The organism is Glacieibacterium arshaanense (assembly GCF_004681125.1).
Lineage (GTDB): Bacteria > Pseudomonadota > Alphaproteobacteria > Sphingomonadales > Sphingomonadaceae > Polymorphobacter_A > Polymorphobacter_A arshaanense.
The window spans coordinates 831,437-850,491 of record NZ_SIHO01000001.1 but is presented as its reverse complement, the minus strand read 5'-3'; the positions used below and the strand labels follow the sequence as shown (position 1 = coordinate 850,491).

The 19,055-nt window shown below is 57.5% G+C and carries 25 protein-coding genes; 10 read left to right on the top strand and 15 right to left on the bottom strand.

Annotated elements, in window-relative coordinates; all coding sequences use genetic code 11:
- Positions 1–2: 2 nt before the first annotated feature.
- The 10 genes from EUV02_RS03915 (at position 3) to EUV02_RS03870 (ending at position 8,756) form a co-directional block, all read left to right on the top strand.
- A complete protein-coding gene (locus EUV02_RS03915; protein ID WP_135244890.1) occupies positions 3–293 on the top strand; it encodes a hypothetical protein in 291 nt (96 codons plus the stop codon).
- Positions 294–1,334: a hypothetical protein gene (locus EUV02_RS03910; RefSeq protein ID WP_135244889.1), complete on the top strand. Its 1,041-nt coding sequence runs from the start codon at positions 294–296 to the stop codon at positions 1,332–1,334.
- Between the two features lie 70 nt (positions 1,335–1,404).
- Complete coding sequence (locus tag EUV02_RS03905) at positions 1,405–2,301, top strand: SU10 major capsid protein (RefSeq protein ID WP_135244888.1); 897 nt, start codon at positions 1,405–1,407, stop codon at positions 2,299–2,301.
- A gap of 145 nt (positions 2,302–2,446) precedes the next feature.
- Positions 2,447–2,776, top strand: coding sequence for a hypothetical protein (locus EUV02_RS03900; protein WP_135244887.1), 330 nt, complete (start codon positions 2,447–2,449; stop codon positions 2,774–2,776).
- Between the two features lie 4 nt (positions 2,777–2,780).
- Positions 2,781–3,380, top strand: a complete 600-nt coding sequence (locus tag EUV02_RS03895; protein WP_135244886.1) for a phage adaptor protein — start codon at positions 2,781–2,783, stop codon at positions 3,378–3,380.
- 641 nt (positions 3,381–4,021) lie between these two features.
- Positions 4,022–5,158 carry a WD40/YVTN/BNR-like repeat-containing protein gene (locus tag EUV02_RS15870; RefSeq protein WP_243445797.1) on the top strand — a complete coding sequence of 379 codons (1,137 nt, stop codon included), beginning with the start codon at positions 4,022–4,024 and terminating at the stop codon, positions 5,156–5,158.
- Between the two features lie 177 nt (positions 5,159–5,335).
- Entirely contained in the window at positions 5,336–6,067 is a 732-nt protein-coding gene (locus tag EUV02_RS15595; protein ID WP_166430487.1) for a collagen-like protein, read from the top strand.
- Entirely contained in the window at positions 6,067–6,330 is a 264-nt protein-coding gene (locus tag EUV02_RS03880; RefSeq protein WP_135244885.1) for a hypothetical protein, read from the top strand. Before EUV02_RS15595 ends, EUV02_RS03880 begins: the two co-directional genes overlap by 1 nt.
- Positions 6,331–6,543: 213 nt before the next feature.
- Complete coding sequence (locus EUV02_RS03875; protein WP_135244884.1) at positions 6,544–8,328, top strand: DNA methyltransferase; 1,785 nt, start codon at positions 6,544–6,546, stop codon at positions 8,326–8,328.
- 8 nt (positions 8,329–8,336) lie between these two features.
- A complete protein-coding gene (locus tag EUV02_RS03870; protein WP_135244883.1) occupies positions 8,337–8,756 on the top strand; it encodes a hypothetical protein in 420 nt (139 codons plus the stop codon).
- 26 nt (positions 8,757–8,782) lie between these two features.
- On the opposite strand, the gene EUV02_RS03865 is transcribed toward EUV02_RS03870, so the two are convergent.
- The 15 genes from EUV02_RS03865 to EUV02_RS03795 all read right to left on the bottom strand — a co-directional run bounded on the left by EUV02_RS03865 (position 8,783) and on the right by EUV02_RS03795 (position 18,965).
- Entirely contained in the window at positions 8,783–9,403 is a 621-nt protein-coding gene (locus EUV02_RS03865) for a hypothetical protein (protein WP_135244882.1), read from the bottom strand.
- Positions 9,404–9,416: 13 nt separating this feature from the next.
- Positions 9,417–10,130 carry a hypothetical protein gene (locus EUV02_RS03860; protein ID WP_135244881.1) on the bottom strand — a complete coding sequence of 238 codons (714 nt, stop codon included), beginning with the start codon at positions 10,128–10,130 and terminating at the stop codon, positions 9,417–9,419.
- Positions 10,131–10,255: 125 nt separating this feature from the next.
- Positions 10,256–10,753, bottom strand: a complete 498-nt coding sequence (locus EUV02_RS03855; protein WP_135244880.1) for a dATP/dGTP diphosphohydrolase domain-containing protein — start codon at positions 10,751–10,753, stop codon at positions 10,256–10,258.
- Positions 10,754–10,763: 10 nt separating this feature from the next.
- Complete coding sequence (locus EUV02_RS03850) at positions 10,764–11,027, bottom strand: hypothetical protein (RefSeq protein WP_135244879.1); 264 nt, start codon at positions 11,025–11,027, stop codon at positions 10,764–10,766.
- A 176-nt stretch (positions 11,028–11,203) separates the two neighbouring features.
- Positions 11,204–12,013, bottom strand: a complete 810-nt coding sequence (locus EUV02_RS03845) for a T7 exonuclease (RefSeq protein WP_135244878.1) — start codon at positions 12,011–12,013, stop codon at positions 11,204–11,206.
- A gap of 12 nt (positions 12,014–12,025) precedes the next feature.
- Complete coding sequence (locus tag EUV02_RS16095; protein ID WP_135244877.1) at positions 12,026–12,364, bottom strand: DUF2829 domain-containing protein; 339 nt, start codon at positions 12,362–12,364, stop codon at positions 12,026–12,028.
- A 115-nt stretch (positions 12,365–12,479) separates the two neighbouring features.
- Entirely contained in the window at positions 12,480–12,821 is a 342-nt protein-coding gene (locus tag EUV02_RS03835; protein WP_135244876.1) for a hypothetical protein, read from the bottom strand.
- Positions 12,821–13,132 carry a hypothetical protein gene (locus tag EUV02_RS03830; protein WP_135244875.1) on the bottom strand — a complete coding sequence of 104 codons (312 nt, stop codon included), beginning with the start codon at positions 13,130–13,132 and terminating at the stop codon, positions 12,821–12,823. Before EUV02_RS03830 ends, EUV02_RS03835 begins: the two co-directional genes overlap by 1 nt.
- Positions 13,129–13,347 (bottom strand): hypothetical protein, encoded by a 219-nt coding sequence (locus tag EUV02_RS03825; protein ID WP_135244874.1) that lies wholly within the window; start codon positions 13,345–13,347, stop codon positions 13,129–13,131. The genes EUV02_RS03830 and EUV02_RS03825 overlap by 4 nt, the downstream gene beginning before the upstream one ends.
- On the bottom strand, positions 13,340–13,762 hold the full coding sequence (locus EUV02_RS03820) for a hypothetical protein (RefSeq protein WP_135244873.1): 423 nt from the start codon (positions 13,760–13,762) through the stop codon (positions 13,340–13,342). Before EUV02_RS03820 ends, EUV02_RS03825 begins: the two co-directional genes overlap by 8 nt.
- Before the next feature lie 62 nt (positions 13,763–13,824).
- Positions 13,825–14,064 (bottom strand): amino acid ABC transporter substrate-binding protein, encoded by a 240-nt coding sequence (locus EUV02_RS03815; RefSeq protein ID WP_135244872.1) that lies wholly within the window; start codon positions 14,062–14,064, stop codon positions 13,825–13,827.
- Positions 14,064–14,849 carry a hypothetical protein gene (locus tag EUV02_RS03810; RefSeq protein WP_135244871.1) on the bottom strand — a complete coding sequence of 262 codons (786 nt, stop codon included), beginning with the start codon at positions 14,847–14,849 and terminating at the stop codon, positions 14,064–14,066. Before EUV02_RS03810 ends, EUV02_RS03815 begins: the two co-directional genes overlap by 1 nt.
- 252 nt (positions 14,850–15,101) lie before the next feature.
- A complete protein-coding gene (locus EUV02_RS03805; protein ID WP_135244870.1) occupies positions 15,102–17,180 on the bottom strand; it encodes a DNA polymerase in 2,079 nt (692 codons plus the stop codon).
- A complete protein-coding gene (locus tag EUV02_RS03800; RefSeq protein ID WP_135244869.1) occupies positions 17,177–17,371 on the bottom strand; it encodes a hypothetical protein in 195 nt (64 codons plus the stop codon). Before EUV02_RS03800 ends, EUV02_RS03805 begins: the two co-directional genes overlap by 4 nt.
- A 79-nt stretch (positions 17,372–17,450) precedes the next feature.
- Positions 17,451–18,965: a DnaB-like helicase C-terminal domain-containing protein gene (locus EUV02_RS03795; protein ID WP_166430486.1), complete on the bottom strand. Its 1,515-nt coding sequence runs from the start codon at positions 18,963–18,965 to the stop codon at positions 17,451–17,453.
- Between the last annotated feature and the right edge of the window lie 90 nt (positions 18,966–19,055).

Genomic DNA, 19,055 nt, shown 5'->3' with positions numbered 1-19,055 from the left:
AAATGAACCCGTTCTCCGAAAGTGAGAGCCGGGATGTGCAAGCGGGACTTGAAGCCCAGGTCCTGCTTGACACTCCTTTCTTCGCAAAGCTCCTCAAGGATTTGTCCTTCGAGATAGCGGTGCAAATGCTCGAAACGGCGCCTGACGATCCGCAAGGTCGTGAGCGTCTCTATTACAAACACCAAGGCCTCCAGGCGATCGAAGCGGAGCTAACAGCCCGCGTTGCCCTGAAGGATTCCATAGTGGCCCAACTCCAGACGGAGCCGGCCGAACAAGAAAGCGATACCTATTAAATGTCTATCCATTCACTGGACGACACCAACACGAACGACAGCGCCCTCTCAGAGGATGCTGCAATTGAAGCACTGACAGCCCGTTGGGAAGGCGCCGAAAAGGCCACCAGCACCACCGGAAGCTCGAAGACCTCAAAGGCCACTGAGTCCGAAACGGACGAAGAAGACGAAGGCACCATCCAGGCCGATGATGCAAACGACGAGGACGGCACGGAACCGGAAGACGAAGGTACCGATGCGAACGAAGAAGACCCCGCCGGCAACGAGAAGTCCGATAAGTCAGAGGCGCCCCAGGCTACCGACGACCACATCGTGACGATTTCCGTTGATGGCCAGGATGTCACCGTTCCCATCAAGGACCTCAAGCGCCTTTACGGACAGGAAGCCTCACTCACCCGAAAGTCGCAGGAAGTCGCGGCAGTCCGCAAGGAAGCCGATGAGATCGGAGGTCGCTATGCGGCAGCCCTTCAGGCAACCCTCGAGGACGCGCAGTCACAGCTGAAGGAATTTGAAGGCATAGATTGGCTGGTTCTCCAGACCGAATTGTCGCCTGAAGACTTCAAGGCATACCGCGGAATGGCCGTTGAGGCGAACAAGCGGTACCAGACGGTGCTCGGCAAGGCCCAGGAGTTCACTACGGACACCCAGACGCGCCAGACAGCTGAAACCCAGCGTCGCGCAATGGAAGCCGTCGAGACCCTCAAGCGGGACATCCCGAATTGGTCCGATGAGCTTTACGGCTCCATCCGGGCATACGGTGTCTCACAGGGCCTGGAAGCCAATGACGTTGACAATATCGTCGACGCATCGGTCATCAAGCTGCTCCACAAGGCCATGCTGTACGACAAGGGCAAGACGGCCGTTACGAAGAAAGTCGAAGCGGCACCCGCCAAGACCTTCAAGAGCGGAACCGGCGAACGCCCGACTGCCGAACTGACTTCGGTGAAGAAGACTAAGGTCCTTACAGAACGCCTCCGGAAGACCGGATCGACTGATGACGCTGTCGCGCTCCTTATGGGGCGTTGGGGCGCCAAGGGCTAACTACCAACCTACCCAAACCAACCCGACGTGCGTCCAGAGTGGCGCCATCTAACTACCAAAAGAGAATATTATGACTTCTGCAACCTACACGACTTTTGACGCCGTTGGCCGCGTCGAAGATGTCTCGGACATCATCACCAACATCACGCCCTCGAAGACGCCGTTCCTCACGGCAATCGGCAGCGACACCACGAAGAACGTTGAGTTCAAGTGGCAGGAAGATCGCCTGCGTGCCTCAGCTGCGAACGCCAAGAAGGAAGGCGCCGACGCAACTGTGTCAGCCCGCGCTGCGACCCTGATGCGCAAGAACGTCACGCAGATTCTGAGCGACACGTTCAAAATCTCGGACACCCAGGACACTGTCAAGCAGTACGGCCGCGCCCGTGAAACAGCCTACCAGACCGTCAAGGTCGGCAAGGAACTGAAGCTCGACTTGGAGCGTGCATACGTTTCGCCTCAGACGATGGTTGACGCTGTCGACGAAGACACCGCTCGCGTGACCGCCGGCGCTCTGGCTCAGATTCATGCAGACGTGACGGTCGACGCCCTGGGCGCTGGTCTGACCGAAGATGCGATCATGGACGCAACGGAAGCCTCGGCAAACGCCGGCGGTACTCCGGATATCCTGATGATCCGCATGAAGGACGCCAAGCTCGTTGCGGCTTTCTCGGGCAACGCAACCCGCACCCGCGACGTTTCGGAAACCCCGAACAAGATCGTGAACAGCATCGACGTCTACGTGACGCCGTACGCTGAACTCAAGGTCGTCAAGAACCTCGAGATGAACGCGTTCGAACACGCTCTGGGCCTCGATGCCGAGATGTGGGCTGACGTGGTCCTCCGCGGCTACAAGCGTGAAGCCCTGGCGAAGACGGGCGACGCTGAAACGACCATGATCGTCACCGAGCGTGGCCTGAAGTCCAAGAACTACCGTTCGGGCTTCGCGATCACGAACCTCGACGCCTAAAGGCAACCGCCTGGTCCGCAAGGACTAGACGACCCTGACGTCCGTTAGCCCCCTGGGTTCCTTAATTGGAGCCTGGGGGGTTTCCGTATGTCCAATCAAGAATAATCCAACAGGTAGCCTCTGGGCACCTCCCCAAGAGTACCGAATGACATTTGACATCACCCGGGCGACTGATCGCCTGGTCCTGGACGAACCCTCAAGCGACGGAATGTTCTCAGGACACATCGTTGGCCACCAGGTCATCACCGATGAGTTCATGAAGGAAAACGAAGAGCTCCGGACACTGGACGGCCAGAAGTTCCGCAAGAACACAGACGCCATCCTGGCCTGCAGAATCCCTGAGGCCGTCTTCAACAAATGGTGCCGCCAGGGTTTCAACATCCTGTCCGACAAGAACATCACGGTTCCCATGATCCTCGCCCGCCTGCGGCTTGAGGCACTCGATGGGTTCATCACGACCAACAAGAGATTTTAACACCATGAACTACGGCGAGATCAAATTGGCCCTCAAGGCCCTTATCAACCGCAAAGACATTACGGATGCCCTCGCCGGCCAGTTCGTCAATCAGGTCATCAGCGACCTCGAGCGTATCTTGCGCCTGGGGTTCATGGAGAAGCTCCTTCCGGTGACTATGGACGGCATCACGAACGCCATCCGTATCCCGCGGGACTATCTGGAACTGATGAACTTCTTCACTGACGACAATGAGCTCGAGCAGTGTGACATCAGCCGTTTCCTCAAGACCGAAGACTGCGGTACGCCCCGTCTGTTCATCAAGGTCGGCGACCGCTGGATGATCAAACCGAAGCCCCAGGCGGACTCGACGGTCTACCTGAACTACTTCAGCCAGACGGATGCCCTGGTGGCCGATACGGACAATAACCCCTGGACCCTCGCGTGCACCAATGCGGTCCTCTACGGCGCCGCTGAGTTGGCTGCCGATTTCTTCGAGGACGAACGGGCCGCTCGCTTCCAGGCGAAGAACCAACAGTACCGTGACGAACTCGCTGAACAGGCAATCGACGAAGTATTTTCAGGCCCCATGGCCATTCAACCCGCGATCTGCGGAGACTATTAGGACATCACGTGTCGACAACATTCTACGGTACGGAACCGGTAAATCCGGTTGGCCCTAAGGGCGACAAAGGCGACACTGGGCCCGCTGGTCCTCAGGGTCCCGCCGGCCCGACCGGTGCTGCCGGTCCCCAGGGCGACATTGGTCCCGCCGGCGCCACAGGCCCTGCAGGTTCAGGCGCCACAGGTGCAGCTGGTCCGACTGGTGCTACAGGCGCCGTTGGCCCGGCCGGTGCTACAGGTCCCGCAGGTGCCACAGGTCCTCGAGGCCTGACTGGACTGACCGGCGCTACAGGTGCCACTGGTGCCACAGGCGCTACCGGTCCTCAGGGGCCGATTGGTCTGACCGGCCCGACTGGTGCAGATGGTCCGACCGGTCCTCAAGGTCCTATCGGCCTGACAGGCGCCACAGGTGCAGCTGGCGCCACTGGTCCTCAGGGTATCCAGGGACCGGCCGGCACGAATGGTGCAGACGGTGCTACAGGTGCCACTGGCGCTACAGGTGCAGCTGGTACGAACGGAACCAATGGTGCAGCAGGCGCCACGGGGGCCACCGGCGCAACAGGTGCCACTGGTCCTCAAGGTATCCAGGGTATTCAAGGGCTCATTGGTCCGACTGGTCCAACCGGCCCTGCTGGCGCCGATATGACAATTGCAACAGGTGACGTTCGGCTCCTGACACGTGCGGCCTCGAAGGTCGGATGGCTTCCCCTCCTGGGCGGAACGTACCTCAAGTCTGCCTATCCGGCGCTTGGGACCCTGTTCGGAACCACATACAACTCTGCGGACATCTGGGTAGACGGTAAGGCCATTGCGAACCCGCTTTGCAACAAGCCTGGTTATATCTTTGGTGTCCATATTGTCGGGACGAACGCAGGGCTCCAGACGTCTCCAAATGGCATCACCTGGACCACTATCGCCCTGACGATGACTGGTGCCCCAAGTGGGTTTGCCTATTCGTCTTCGTTGAATTTGGCTGTTGGGACTGCAAGCACGCAGTTCATCACGGCACCTAACGCGGCCACCTGGACTGTCCGAACGCCTATTCTAGCCTCTGGCTCGCCGGCACTCGATATCCTTGCGATCCGCGATGTTGCCTGGGATGGCACACAGTTCATTGCGGTCGGCCAGGCAAACGTCTCTCCGACCACTTTGATCATGACGTCACCCGATGGTTTGAACTGGTATCGTCGTACCGGACCTCTCGCCACACGGCCGCTTTATAGTATTGCCCAGGGCGCTGGTCTGTTGGTTGTCACTGGTACTTCCGGGGCGATCTTCACGAGCACGGACGGCATCAACTGGATCACAGCAACCAGCAATACCACGAGCAACCTCTTCAGTGTCATCTGGACAGGAACGCAGTTCGTTGCCGTCGGCGCCGCAGGTCGTATCGTGACGTCATCAGATGGTGTCACCTGGCTCCCGTCGCTTATCGGAGACTCAAACGTCCTGAACTGCGCAAGCGTTGCTTATGGCAATGGCACGTACGTCGTGATGTCCTCAGGCACCTCAGCGGATGCCAGATCGCGCCTCAAGGTCTCCTATGACCTCGTGACCTGGGAAGACCGTTATCCCCTTCTGGGGACGATTGGTCCGATGGTCCAGGGGTACGGTGTGTCCTTCAATAACCAGCAGTTCATTGCCTGTTACACGTCAGGCTTTTCGACTTCTGGTGGCATTGCGTACGCTTCGATGCCGGACATCAACCCTGCGACCCAGTTCGTCCTTCCGGCATTCAGTACCGGGAGCCTCTCTCTCAGTGCCTGGATTAAAACCTAATGCCTCTGGTGACTTACTACCTCTACAACGAACAGTTTCTTCATGTCGGTTCAATCGACCTTCCTGAAGACGCTCCCGCTCCCTCGATGAGCACCCTTGAAGCTCCCTCAGAACCCGGAATGTACCGGGCTGGGGGCGCATGGAACCTCCCCACTGGGGACGAATAGGACCCCCTAAGTGACGGCAAGTTTCTACGCAAAATCCGCGATCGACCCGCGCGGTGCTCTTGGCCCTAAGGGCGACAAGGGCGATACGGGCGACCAAGGCCCGATTGGCCCGACTGGTGCCGATGGCATCCCGGGACCGGCTGGTCCGGCAGGTGCGGATGGCGCCGATGGTGCCGTTGGTCCGGTTGGTCCGGTAGGCCCTGCAGGGGCCGATGGTACTAGCGGTGGTGGACTGCTGGATTACTCGAAGGTTGCTACCTTCATGCCCACCAATGGCCAGTATACATCTTCCTACTACATGGAAATTGGGTACCATCTGGAGCCAAGTCTCCCTTCATGGCTCACATGGCCTGCTGTGGGCCCGTTCACCGGCTCGACCCCTGATCCCCGGTGCCTTCAAATCACTGATGAAGGTTTCTATGAGATAACAGCTTCGTACTATCCGAATTTTGGATTTGCGACACCTCTCGACCATAACGGGGTCGACCTCATAAATGTTGCGGGGGGAGCGGGCGAACACTACACCATCGCAACCCACAGCCCTGCGGCTGGAATGTGCCGCGGTTCTACTACCGTATGGATGCCTGCCGGCTATGTTTTCGCATTCGGCATCAGCTCGCCCACGGATAAAGTCGTTTGCGGCTACACCGCCGGCCTCGAGACCACTGAGACAAACTTCCAGGTTCGCGCCAAGAGCGTCTTCGGAAACGCCTCGTACTTCCAGATCCGTAAGGTCGGCTAATGGAACCCCTCACCACCGATTCAGTCCTTATGGACGTGAGGGACCGCCTGGCACGTATCGAAGTCAAAATCGACTTTGCGGCCGAACGGGCCACTAAGCTCGAGGCAGCCGTTGAGAAGCACGATCTGCGCCTTGATGAACTCGAGGAAGCCCAGATCGCCCAACGGACCTTCGTGAAACTGGTAGGCTTTGCGGCCACCGCGATCGCAGGGATCATCGGGATGCTTGGCGACAGGCTCCTGAGCGCCCTGGGCATCCACTAAGCCAACGGCCTTCCGGCCTCTGCAAGTTTCCGTCCAGAAACCTTCTACTGACCTAAAATAACCCCTCGGCCCCGATTGGCCCTGGGGTTATTTTTTCGGGATGGTTGCCGGTAGGAACGGAAAGCCCTTTGCCGATACCTAACGTCTCCGCTATCGTTCCTGCTGACGGGCTAATGAGTGCCTAAAGGTTCCAAACGGGGTGCGTTTCTGGTCATGCCAAAAGATTCCGAAAAGCCCATTCGCAGACTCTACTTTGGTGACAATTTGAGCGTAATGGGCAACCTGCCAGATGGCCTGGTGGACCTTGTGTATCTTGATCCGCCATTCAATTCTGATGAGGACTATAACGTCTTCTTTCAGGCCGAAGGACTTGATGTCGACGAAGCCCAATGGACGGCCTTCAAGGACACCTGGGTATGGGACAAATCAGCCGATGAGGCCTTAGAGCTTATCTCCCTACATGGAACCACACGCCTAGCGACGCTAATTGACGCCTTGAAGGTGAGTTTGGGCAAGTGTCCGATGATGGCCTATTTGGTCAATATGGGTATCAGGCTTACAGAAATTCATAGGATCATGAAGGACACTGGGTCCTTATATTTACATTGCGACCCTAACGCCTCCCATTATCTTAAACTGATCCTTGATGCGATCTTTGGGCCCACAAGGTTCCGGAGCGAAATCATTTGGCGACGCACGGGTAGCCACGGCAAGTCGAAGCGTTGGGCGCCTATCCACGACACCATCCTGTACTATACGAAGTCCGATGTTTTCACCTGGAACAACCCTAAGCGGCCTTACATGCGTGGTCATGTTGATGAGCATTTCATCAAAGGCACAGACGGTAAATACCGGACGGATTACTACGGCAACGTGATGACAGGCAGCGGCGTCCGGAACGGAACCTCAGCAGCAGTTTGGCGGGGTTTCGACCCCACATCTAAAGGACGCCACTGGGCTATCCCCGGCGATATTTGGAATGGGTTTGAGGTGAAGCCTGATATCAGGGGTAAATCGACCCCTGAAAAACTAGAGATGCTCTACGAGGCCGGTTTCATTACGATTGCTCCGAACGAAGCCTGGCCGCTGCCATATATGGAAGTTGACCCCAGCCGCGGCGTCTCAGCATCGGATTTATGGACATTTCAGCCTTACACTGGCGGAACAGTCTTTGGCACAAATGAAGGCATTGACGAGGATGTGAGGTGGCTATCCCCAAAGGCCGCTGAGCGCCTCGGGTACCCTACCCAGAAGCCCCTTTCGTTGCTTGGCAGGATTATCGAAGCAAGCTCCAATAAGGGCGATGTGGTGTTCGATCCGTTTTGCGGGTGCGGTACGACCATTGAGGCTTCAGAGCGCCTGCAGCGCCAATGGATCGGGATCGATATCTCATCATTTGCCATCCAGCTCATCAAGCGCACACGGCTTGGTGGCTCCTTCCCGGGCCTAGAGGAAGGTATCGGCAGGGACTACGAGATCGATGGATTGCCTAAGGATATGACTGGCGCCGAAATGCTCGCCCTGCGTGACCGGAAGGCCTTCGAGATTTGGGCAGTTACGAACATTGATGCCAAACCAAATGAGAAGAAGGGTGCCGATGGTGGTGTTGACGGCCGCATTCCGTTCAAGCCAAACGGGTTCGACAAGGCAGCTAAATGGGCCGCTGTGTCCGTGAAGTCTGGTGAGCCCAAACTGTCCGAGATTAGGGACTTGCATGGTGTCACGAGGTCCGATGCCGCGACTATGGGCTTTGGCGTGTTTGTCTGCCTACGGGAACCAACTGGCCCTATGCGTAAATTCGCCAGGGAGGCAGGAACGATAGAACTCCACGGCAACAAATATGACGCCCTTCAAATTCTCACGATCCAACAGATACTGAATGGTGAGCGGCCGCGACTGCCGTATGTCGACCCATCGGTGATTTACAAAAAGGCCGCGAAGTCCTCATCGGCACAAGGTGACTTGTTGAGCGTTATCACTACAGCCTCCGCGGACTGAAGGCCTTTATGACGAACGATAATGAGCCAGATGATGCCTACACGTCCGAAGAGTTGGCTCTAGGACTAATTGTCAACACAGAGCTCGCTAGGCAAGCCGGCGGCCTTCTAGAGGTCGGTGAGGTCATGCGCATTTTGGGCATAAAGACACATCAGGAAATCTATCAGGCCGTTTCCGATCGAAAGGTTCTAGCTGTCCAGGATGGTCCTATGAGGCGTTACCCTGCGTTCCAGTTTGTTGCCGGACAGGTCCATCCCGGTGTCGTCGCGGTCTTGAAGGCCATACCGGATACCGACGGGTGGGACGTGTTGGATTACCTCTACAGCCTCGAGGAAGGCATCGGGACCATTCGGCCGGTCGACCTAATCCAAAAGGACCAGGCTGGAATCGACAAGGCCGTTCGGTTCGCTAGGCGCCTGGAGTCTTGACGGCGCCGGCTCTTTGGCTTTGAAGGTCAGGGCTTAACCTCTAGGACGTGCATCTTGGGCGTTTTCTCATGAATGGCTTGTGGTGTTTTATTCGTATGCTGAAGGATGTCGATCATCTGTACAGCGTAGCTTTGTTTTAAGGCGCACTCTTCATACGCCTCCGATAGGCGCACGGCAAAATCTAGAATTTGATCGTCATTGATTGTCTTTCCAGGAGGTAATGGGACGGATTTACATGGCTGAACCGGTTCGGCGCCCTTTTTAATGAATGGGTGTGTTGGGCCATATAGCGGTTCGGCTACGGCGCCTGAGACAGTGCTATACAATGGATTTCCAGCCTTCAGGTCCTGCACGCCTTCACGCGTGAATGGTACCGGAGACAGTTTGTTCAGGACATTCAGCGCCCATTGTCTACTTTCAGGCGGAGAGCCTTTTGCGTTCAAGATGTTTACTGCAAGGCCAACGTAGTCCTTATCGATACCTTCATGACTTGCATCCTGGTTCATCTTTCCGACCGATATAGGCACAACGATCGCCACAACGACGGAGAGTAACAGGATGGGCCACGGGCCGCCCCCAGACCCTTCGACCTTTATGACCACCGGCTGCGGGGCCACAGGTCCTTGAGTTGTCGGATTGGTAGCCATCTGGTCCCTCGAGTTAAATATTGGATTTAAAGGCGCCCTGAGCGGCTCTCCGCCGGCGCCACCAGAGCCATATGGCGCCAAAGTACAGTGCGTTCATCAGGAACAGCGCGGCGTGAAGGTACAGGCCGTACTTTTGGTCGAAGCGGGCCCTAAGGCGCTCGTAGACGTCCATCCCGTCCACTATGGAGATATTCTTATCTATGATGTTTGAGCACCGGTTAGGGGCCCCGCTTGCACTCACGTCCGGTAAGTTCGACTTCCTCCTGACGATCATCGTGAAGGTCTCTGCGGCCCTATCGATAATCATTGTCTGAGTGACGCATAACGGTGTGGTGTCGACAACGGTAATCTGCTTATCGTCCCAGGTCGTTATATCATACCGCGTCATATCTAGACTCAAGAAGTTGTCAGAGACCTCAGCTGTAGCGAGGGTGCAGACCATTTCTAACTGCACACAGACGATGCGGATTGTTTGGGGAGGCAGCTGATCACCGTCGCTTATCGCACTGTCATTATTAAAAGACCCTTCAGTATAAAAATAGCCGCGGTCCCACATGTTAGCCCCAAATATCTTGGCAGACATATAGGGAGGCGTCGCAGCTTGCTGCAAAAGGCCACTTACCGAGAAATAAGCCGCCATGAGCGTCAACCAGCCAATAGTGACCAGAAGTATCCGGCCAGCCATCCAGGCGACCGATTTGATCCCGCCACGCACCTCAGTGCTCATATAGGCCCCCTGGAAGAATAATGCCCCTAAGGACCCTTCTAGAGCCGATAATCCTGCCAGTCATTCCGAAACCGAAAAAATACCCCCAGGACCACGAAGGCCTTGGGGGTATTTCATCGATTTCATTACGTATTGATCACGCCAACCTGCGTCCCTGGTACCGCCATGCCCAACAGGACCTTCTCGCTCATGCCGTTGCGTGGCAGGTCGCGAATGAGGGTCCCGACGTTCATAGCGTCCAACAGGATGATGCAGCCGGCAGCCATATGGGCGACATGTGACTGACCGGACTCGGGGTCGACATCTTGCCCATCGATCACCGCGGCCATGTGGCGCATGAAGGCGTCCAGGTAGACACTTTCGGAGATCGGTTTGTCCCGATAGTTGAACGCACCGTACTTTGCGGCGCCCAGGGACATCACCTTGCCGATCTGAAACATCGGGGCGACAGGCACCACAGAGAACGTTGCAGGCTTCATTCGGCCGGCCAGGTCCTTGGGGTTCGTGTCGGACGCTTCGACCGCATAGGTTTCCCGATGGTCCTTACCACCTGGAGCGGTGTCGGGATTGAACTTGAAGCCGAAAGGGCTTGCGTCTCTGGAGTATTCTGAGGGTGTATCCATGGAGGCTCCTTTAGGCTGCCAGAAGGGTTGTGAGGCGCTTGATGACCGTTTCGGCCATGGCGCGGGATAGCTCGATGTCGTGCAGCTGACCGTCTTCGTCTTCCTGGATGATCGAAAAGACGTCAGGGTCCATCTGGCTGACTGTGGTGTCGTCGAAGCCCTCACAGGCCTCAATGTCGAACGTCATGGGAACGTGCGGTTCCAGAGCGTCCTTTGGTTCACACAGGGCGTCGACAAGGGCTTTGAAGGACTTGTTGTTAAGCACGTGGGTCATAATGCGTCTCCAGTTTGATTGCGTACGCCTCTAGGGCCATTGCGTCGTCGATTAGGTCCATTGGCTCGATGGCCGTTGCGACCACCGATTGACCGTTGAGCTGATAGACCAGGCGGCCATCTTCGAGTGCCCCTACGGCCATGTGGCGAAGGCCTCGAGCTTCCTCACGGAGCTTGTCAGCCAGGGACATTGGTCACCGCCAGTTCCGGAGGGGTCCAGAGGATTGGCTTGCGGTTCTTGCTGTCCCAGTCGGTGTGCCTGAGGATGCGTGCCAGGCGAGCGTTGAGGAGCGCCAGGTCGTCAGATGTCTGACCGTCCTCGAGTGCCTTGGGGTTCTTCCGGCAGCCATCGTGATAAGCCTGCAAGACGTTACCCCAGGGATCGCCGGCCTTATCGAGAACCCGCTGGGCCAACACCGGCCCAAGGCCCGGGCAGCCCTTATAACCGTCCGTCGTATCGCCCATGAGGGTCTGCAAGAGCCAGAAGGCATCAGCAGATTCCTCAGTCGTATGGACCATACCATCCATGCGCCAGATTTTGACGTTCGGAAGGGTCTGCATGTCCTTGTCGTCCGACACGATGATACGGTCGACAGGTGACGTGCGGGTGGCCAGGATACCGATGTAGTCGTCGCCTTCCAGGCAGGTTTCCTCGACGACCTTGTAGGTGCCTTCGGCCTTGAGGCGATCGATGATTGACCAGTAGCAGAGCGGCTTGCGGGTTGCCTTGCGGTTCGCTTTGTAGCCAGACCAAACATCTTTCCGGAAGTTCTCGGCACCGCTGAAAACCAAAACGGTGTCATCAGTGCCGAGTGTTTTTTCGAGCTTCTTAATGGTGCGAATGAAGACTTCCAGGGCCTCCTCTTCGGATGAGTTCAGCACGTGAATGCTATGCCCGGCTTCGTTGGTAAAAACTGCCTCACGCTCAACCACCGAGCAATCGCGGTACAAGCTGAAATCGGCATCGATCAGTAGTTGAGTAGCCATGTTGTTGGTTCCTTAGAATTGACAGTCGAGCTGGGCGCCGACGGCTGTAGGGGATGGGAGGCTGTAGACCTCGACGCACTCGACACTGTCCGACCACATGAGGTCAGCAAGCATCCAGTCGCGTTCCAGGAGGTCCGTCTGGCTCGGGGCCCAGGGGACACGATGTTCCAGGGAGCCGTTTGGTGTGCAGAGGTAGACGTACGGTTTCGTCATCTTCGAGTAGAGGTCAGGTGTCTGCAGCTCGAGCCACATGCCCTTCCCGTTCCATCCGGTCCGAGTGACAGGACGGCCCGATTGGAGCCACAGGAGTGCCTGACCGAACCCGAAGTTCGGCGTGTTAGTTGATGTCATTTGATGGTTTCCTTGAGCTACCAGCGGTACTTGATGAACTTCGCTAGGTTGTAGAAGGCGACGCCTAGGACGATGGACCAGAGGACCACCGCGGCCGGACTGGTCACGGGGGCCATTAGGCAGCCTGCGGGGGCGAAACGGCGTTGATCACCGCCTGGACGAAAGACAAACGGTCCATTGGTTCAAAGTCGATATTGGCGTTCAGCACCTCTGCGAGCGTAGCGGCGCCCGCTCGGCCCGTGTTGGGCTTTCCAACAAAGGCCAAGATGTCGCGGATTGCTCTGAAACGTTCATATACGATCTCGTGTGCAAACGACCCGCTCCCATGGCGGAGAGTGACCTCACCGTCGTTCACAATGATGCCGTCAATTTCGCCGAGTGCCATATGGTCCACGGTGACACCGTCGGCACGAATAGATGCCCAGGGGTTTTCTTCCAGAAACTGTTCGATCTTCATCACTTCAGTTCCTTGCAGGGCGTTGTGTTGGCGGCCCTAAGGCGCGTTGTGTCAGCCTCGAGGACCCTGCGGTCAGCGAGTGCCGTCTTGGTCAGATCGAAGATGCCGGTGGTGCCTTTCGGAACCGTCGGACGGACAGGCTTTGCGACCTGTTCGATCTCGCAGGGAACCGGGACCGGAACCTTCACGATGACTGGAGGCGCCTCCTGGGCCGGAATGCCCGTAGTGGTGCATGCGGTCAGGATGAGCAGAAACCAGAAGGCAAACAGGGCTGTGATGCGCCGAATGGCGACCTTGGGATATTTGATCATGATAGGGCTTTCCTTAGGTTCGAGATGGCCGCCTCAAGTACGGGCGGGCAATCAGGCAGGAAGTGGTCGAGTTCGGTCAGGAGGATCAGCTGGTCCCTGAGGAAGTCCTCGAGCACCTGGTGGTCCATCGTGAGGTACCAGATGGGGCTTGGCGGAAGACTGGACGGCTCCGGTCGGCGGGCCTTCTTGTCCCAGAGGTTCACCACGTTACTCATGGGTGAGCTCCTGGATCAGTAGGTCCCGTGCTGCACGGCACTGAACGATTTCATCGGTGTCCGCCGGCGCCTGAAGGGCCATCAGATTTGAGGCTTTGACCTCAGCCCTGGCGGCAACCTTTTCGGCAGCTTTCAGGCCCGCCTGGTACTCGATGCGCTCCGCGGTACGCTGCGCAGACATCTTGTCGATCGCGAGGTTCTGGGTGGCGATTGCGTCCTTGAAGCCCTTGATGGTTATCCCATCGGCCTTCACGCGCATTTCGAGCGTGTCGGTTGCCGTGCGGCTCAGTTCGAGCTTATCGGCCGTATTGTGCAGGCGGGCCGTCTGGATGCCTGCAAAGGCCATCATGACCACCAAGGCAGCCAGAAGGGCCCCGCCGACCTTAGGGGTCAGCAGGTTGAGTATTGAGAGCATTTGGGTTTCCTTTGAGGTCCAGACGGACCGTTGGGCGATGAGGCCTTTCAGGCGGGACGCCGTTAGCCTTCGTCAGATTTGCGGGTGATCCAGACGCCAACCCCGCCGGCCGCAATGATCAGACCGGCCCCCGTCCCGTACGCAACGGGATCGAAGGTCGACTTTTGGATCAATACGGACCAGGCGGAGAGCATCAGGAACTGCAGGGCTGCGAGCATCCAGTAGACACGGGCAGGTGCATAAGTGACGCCGTCACGGGCTGTGAGGACGTCCTTGATGAGGGTACGGAGATTGGCGAACATCAGAAGCCGCCACCGAACCGATAGCCGGCAAGGCTGAACGCCGGACGTGACGAAACGGCCTTCAGGTCGAAGATGGTGCCGTTTGCGACATCCAGCTGTTCCTGCAGGTCCATACGAGCCTTGTAATGCTCGGAGCATTTGGCAACCGCAGCTGCCTCACGGTCCAACATGACCTTGACGTCTTCGTTCAGGCTCTCGATGACCCTGCGGAGTTCGGCGTTGATCTCCTTGTCGACCTCTGAGGTGCTGTAGTCCGGCGTGTAGATGTCCCAAAGGCCATCACCAACGCACTGCATGACCACACCGGCAGCCGCTGCGGCTTCCCGCAGTTCCTCATGGAACAACAGGCGAGCCTCGAGGGCCGAATAGTCCGTGAGGAGAATCGTGCGGGACTTCTTGGAATAGTCCAGGGCGTCCGTCATGAGCTGCACGTTCACCTGCAGGGTATCGATGGTGCACTTGGCGGCATAACGTTCGTCCATGAAGGTCTCGCAGGCCTGGAGGAGACCAGCGGCTTCCATTTCCACCGCCTCGAGTTCGTCGCGGTCGCCGTTCGAGTTCACCATGGCTTCGATGAGGCCCAGGTGGTCTTCACGTTCGTCCATAAAGGCCTCAACGGCCTGCGTCAGGGCCGCGATGTAGTCCGCCTGGCTGACGACAATCGTCTCGTATCGGCGTTTCTCAGCGGTCAATGAGGCGACTGTCTGCGTTAGGTCTGCGTTTCGGGCCTTGAGGGTTTCCATGTTGGCAGACATGGCGATGATGTTATCGAGGAGGTTTTCCATGAGGTGTTCCTTAGGTTTTGAGGGCTTTCTCGAGTAACCGGAGGCCCCGGGCGGTAATTCGCCAGGTTTGCCCCCAGGTCGTGGGGTTCAGTTGGGTCGTGATGAGCCGCTGGTTCGCCGCAAGGGCCACCAGGTCAGCTTCAGTTCGCGCAAATTCCGAACGGGTGGTGAAGGGTGACTTCCAGGCCCTTTCGAGCACTGGAAGCACTTCAGTCCGGTAGGCATGCGGTTCAGGGGGTTCTGAGAGGCGCATCAGTGACACGCGGCCCAGTTGGCGCCGCCGACGATGGGTCCTAGGACTTCGTCAGGGTCGTCTTTGTTTTGCTTTTTGGGCATCGGAGAGGCCGAACCGTCGGTAGGACACTTCCAGCTTGGAAAGTGCCGGCCCACGTCTCGAGCAACGCCAATGACGATTTCGGCCACCTTCGCGACTAAACCGTCGACATCACGGACTGCGATCTGGAGCTCATCGTGAATCCATCCAAGGATCACAAAATCACCATCCCAGCCATGACGTAGCCCGGCGGCCTTGAGGGCATCCTCAGAGTCGACAATCCACTGCTTGCAAATCAATGCGCCTGCGGACTGCAGGAGCGTGTTCAAGGCGGCATGTGGTGACCGAATGGGGAGCTTCCGGCCGTCGAGGCCTTTCAGCCAGCCCTTCTTCGCGGCATTCTTGACGTAGTTGATGAGACGCTCGAGCGCAGGGAACTTCTTGAGGAACCGTGCACGGAGCTTCTTACCCTCTGCAGCGCCTTTCTTGACGATTGAGCCAAGTTTGGCATCGCCGGCACCGTAGAGAAACGCGTAAATGAAGGTCTTCGCGACGCCGCGGTACCGAACGTGATCCGGATTGTTGTCATCTCTGACCGTATCCTCCGGAAGGCCGAACAGTGCCTTGGCGTTTTCCCAGTGGATGTCTCCATTGAGGACGATATCGATGTATGCGCCGCCGTCGAAGGCGACCATAAAGCTGGCCAGGCAGCGGAGTTCTAGTCCGGCCTGGTCAACTCCTAGCTGTTTCCAGCCACGTGGGACGTTGAAAAGAGCTCGACAGTCCCGTCCGAATTCCGCTGATAAACTCGGTACTTGGGCGATGTTTGGGTAGGAATGAGTCGCGCGGCCCGTGACAGCGCCATTTGTTGTGTAACTTGCATGTATCTTTCCCTCTCTAACAACTTTCAGCCAAGCCTGAGCACCTTCGCCCAACTGGCCAATACGTTTTTGCAACATGAAGAACCGGGCAAGCTGTTGGGCTTCCGGGTACGGCAGTTTCTTGAGGACCTTGTCGTCGATTACTGGCTTTCCGACAGTAACCGTGTTGCCGTCCGCGTCCTTTTTGGCTTCGTTGAACTCTGTCGGTTTCCATCCGTACTTTTCGATCAATCGGTCCGCGATGTGATCTCTAGATGCCGGATTGAACTCGTGAGTTTTCCAACGCTCAACCGGAACGCCGGCCAGATACCCGAGGGTCCTGTTAGGTCGTTTCGGAATGAAGTCCGGAAGGCGCGTACGCCAGGGCGGGAACAGCGTGACCAGCTGGGTCCGAAGGGATTCCCGTTCGGCCACCAGGGTCATGTAGAGCTGCTCGGCAGCCCTCACGTCGAGGGGCCATCCGTTCCGCTCGATCTTCGCGCACAGCCAGGCCACACGCATCTCAAGGTCGATTGACTGTTGGGATGCCTGGAAGGTCTCGAGGTGTCTGAAGAGGTCGTGAGTTACCTCGGCGTCCTGGAGCATGTAGGCATGCATCTCAGGGTTCCATGAGGCCCAGGGGTCTAGCCCAAGTGCCTTCATGTCCTTCGAGTAGTCGCCCTTCAGACCACCACCCATCCGGTAACCCCACGCCTCGAGGCTATGGCGCCCAACGAACTGGCCAGGGAACAACGGGACCGGCTTGAGCCTGCTAGGCCCGATGTCCGGAAGTCCCATTTCGATACGGTGAGCCCTATCGGCCTCATGTGCCGCCAGTTTCGATTGGTATTCCTTGGACGCCTTGGCCTTGGGGAAATCCAAAGACTTGATGTCCGAGAAGACCAAACGACCCAGGTTCATCAAGTCCAACACGCGGTCCTGGGGGACCGTAACGCCGTGAAGTTTCTCGATGAGAGCGCAGTCGAACTTGATGCAGTTGAAACCGATCAAGAGCTTTGCGGCCCGATAGAGCTTGAGGAACGCCGGTATCTGATCGGGACGAAAGCCGTGCACCTGGAGGGTGTCGACATCCTTCATCACCGCGCAGTGGATAACCGTTGCGGTATCCAGCAGGCCGTTCGATTCCACGTCGAAAACGTAACGGCCTCTGGAGATTGGGAGGCCGTGCACCATCATGATGCGTAGACCGGGCGGAGCTTGGGGAGAGTGGCCTGGAGTTCCGAGATGGCCTTATTCAGGAAGTCGATTTGGGCCACGGCGGTTTTGATGTCGCCTGAGGTCCCGTCGACGATGGACGCCCGAATGGCCTTGATGGCGTTCCGGCGCACTTCGATGCGGTTGCGGGTGATTTCATCTTCACTAAACATGAGGGCTCCTTCCGGCTCCGGGCCGGTTGATTGAGGTTACTTGCGGATTGTGGACACTCCCCGAATGGAGAGCGTTTAGTTACAGATCGAGCGGGAAGTCCGGTTCGAACTTATGGCCGCCAGGCGCCGGTGCGTCGCATTCGGTCAGCTGGCAGGTCGACTGGTCATACCGTAGGAACATGGTGTTCCCGTTGGCACGGCCGGTGTAGCGGTCCTTCAGGCAACGAAACGTCGTGACGTTGCGCTCCTGAGGGTCTTCCGCCTGGGTGTTGCGTTCGAGGCCGAACATATAATGCGCCCAGTATCCCAGGGCCCGTGAGCCTCTGAAATGCTTGACCATGACACGTCCGCCCTCTTCGTGGCTCTTACCTTCCGGTGTCGAAAGGTGACTGATCCCATGGATGATGATGCTGAGCTCCTGCGCCAGAAGTGCCGCTTCCTTAACGATCTTCGTGACACTGGCGGTTTCATCTGAGCTATCAACAAGGGCCGTGAAGTGGTCCAGGTAGACATGCTGAACACCGTGCGCGTGCACCATGTACCGAATGCGTTCCTTGACGACATCCCAATCGGCCGACGAAAAGTTACCGCCAAGCAACAGCTTGCCAGTCGCTTCCAGGCGATCAATGGTGTCGATAAGTTCCGCCTGGTCCCATGAGCCATCTGGCACGTGGAACGCCTTGCCGGCGACCTTTCCGGCGATACGCTTGCCGGTTTCCGCAGGTGGCTGTTCGAGGTAGATGACTGCCGTCATGACCTGCAGTTCCAGAACGTCAAACGCTATGGACTGTGTGAACCAATCGGTTTTCCCGATGCCCGTACCGGCGCCGAACAGATACATTTCGCCAGTCCGTCGACCGAACGTCCAGGAGGTGACTTTTGGATCCCACCAGGGCCGTCCAGTTTCCGGCGGCGCCAACACGGCCTCACGGATATCCGAGAGCGTGAAGATGCCATCCGGACGATAAGGCTCAGGGTTGAAGAATGCCTGTTGGATTGCCTTAGCGTCTCCAGCCATCAAGGCCGTGCGGGCATCCTTAAACCCAGGGACCTCACCGATGAACGTCTTGCCAGGCGGCAGGATTTCGGCAGCCTTTTTGGCCCACTCGCGGCCCGTAGCGTCACCGTCAAAACACACGATGATCTTTTCGTACTTCGCGATCCATTCGTAATGGTTCTTGATGACGTCCAGGCAGCCTTTGGCGCCCGTCGGAATCGATACGACCGGGTATTTCCCGCCAGTCACCTGGAAGTACGCGCCGGCATCCCCCTCGCCCTCAAAGATCATCAATGAGCGCTTGTCGGAACCGTTCGTCCAGAGGTGCTGCAGGAACAGCGGGGGCTTTCCAGGTGCGTGCGGAAACCCATAGGTCTTCTCGTCTTCGGACACCTTGTAGCGAATCTTCTGGCCCCAAGTGGAGCCATCGGCATTGCGGTACGTGAAGGCCAGGCAGCCCTTGCGGGGCATCGGGTTACCGTCATCGTCCTTTGCGGAATACTGGACGATCTGAAGGCCAATCTTCCGACAGGTGTCTTCGTTGAGGCCGTATTCTTTCGTTAGGCCGCGGGTTTCCCCTTGGATCAAATTGAACATGTGGGTCCCTTTCGGCTTTGAGGTTCTGGGGGTTGAATTATCGTCGTCTGCTGGTTCCCAGTGGTCACAGCTGAAACAGTGGGCTCTGCC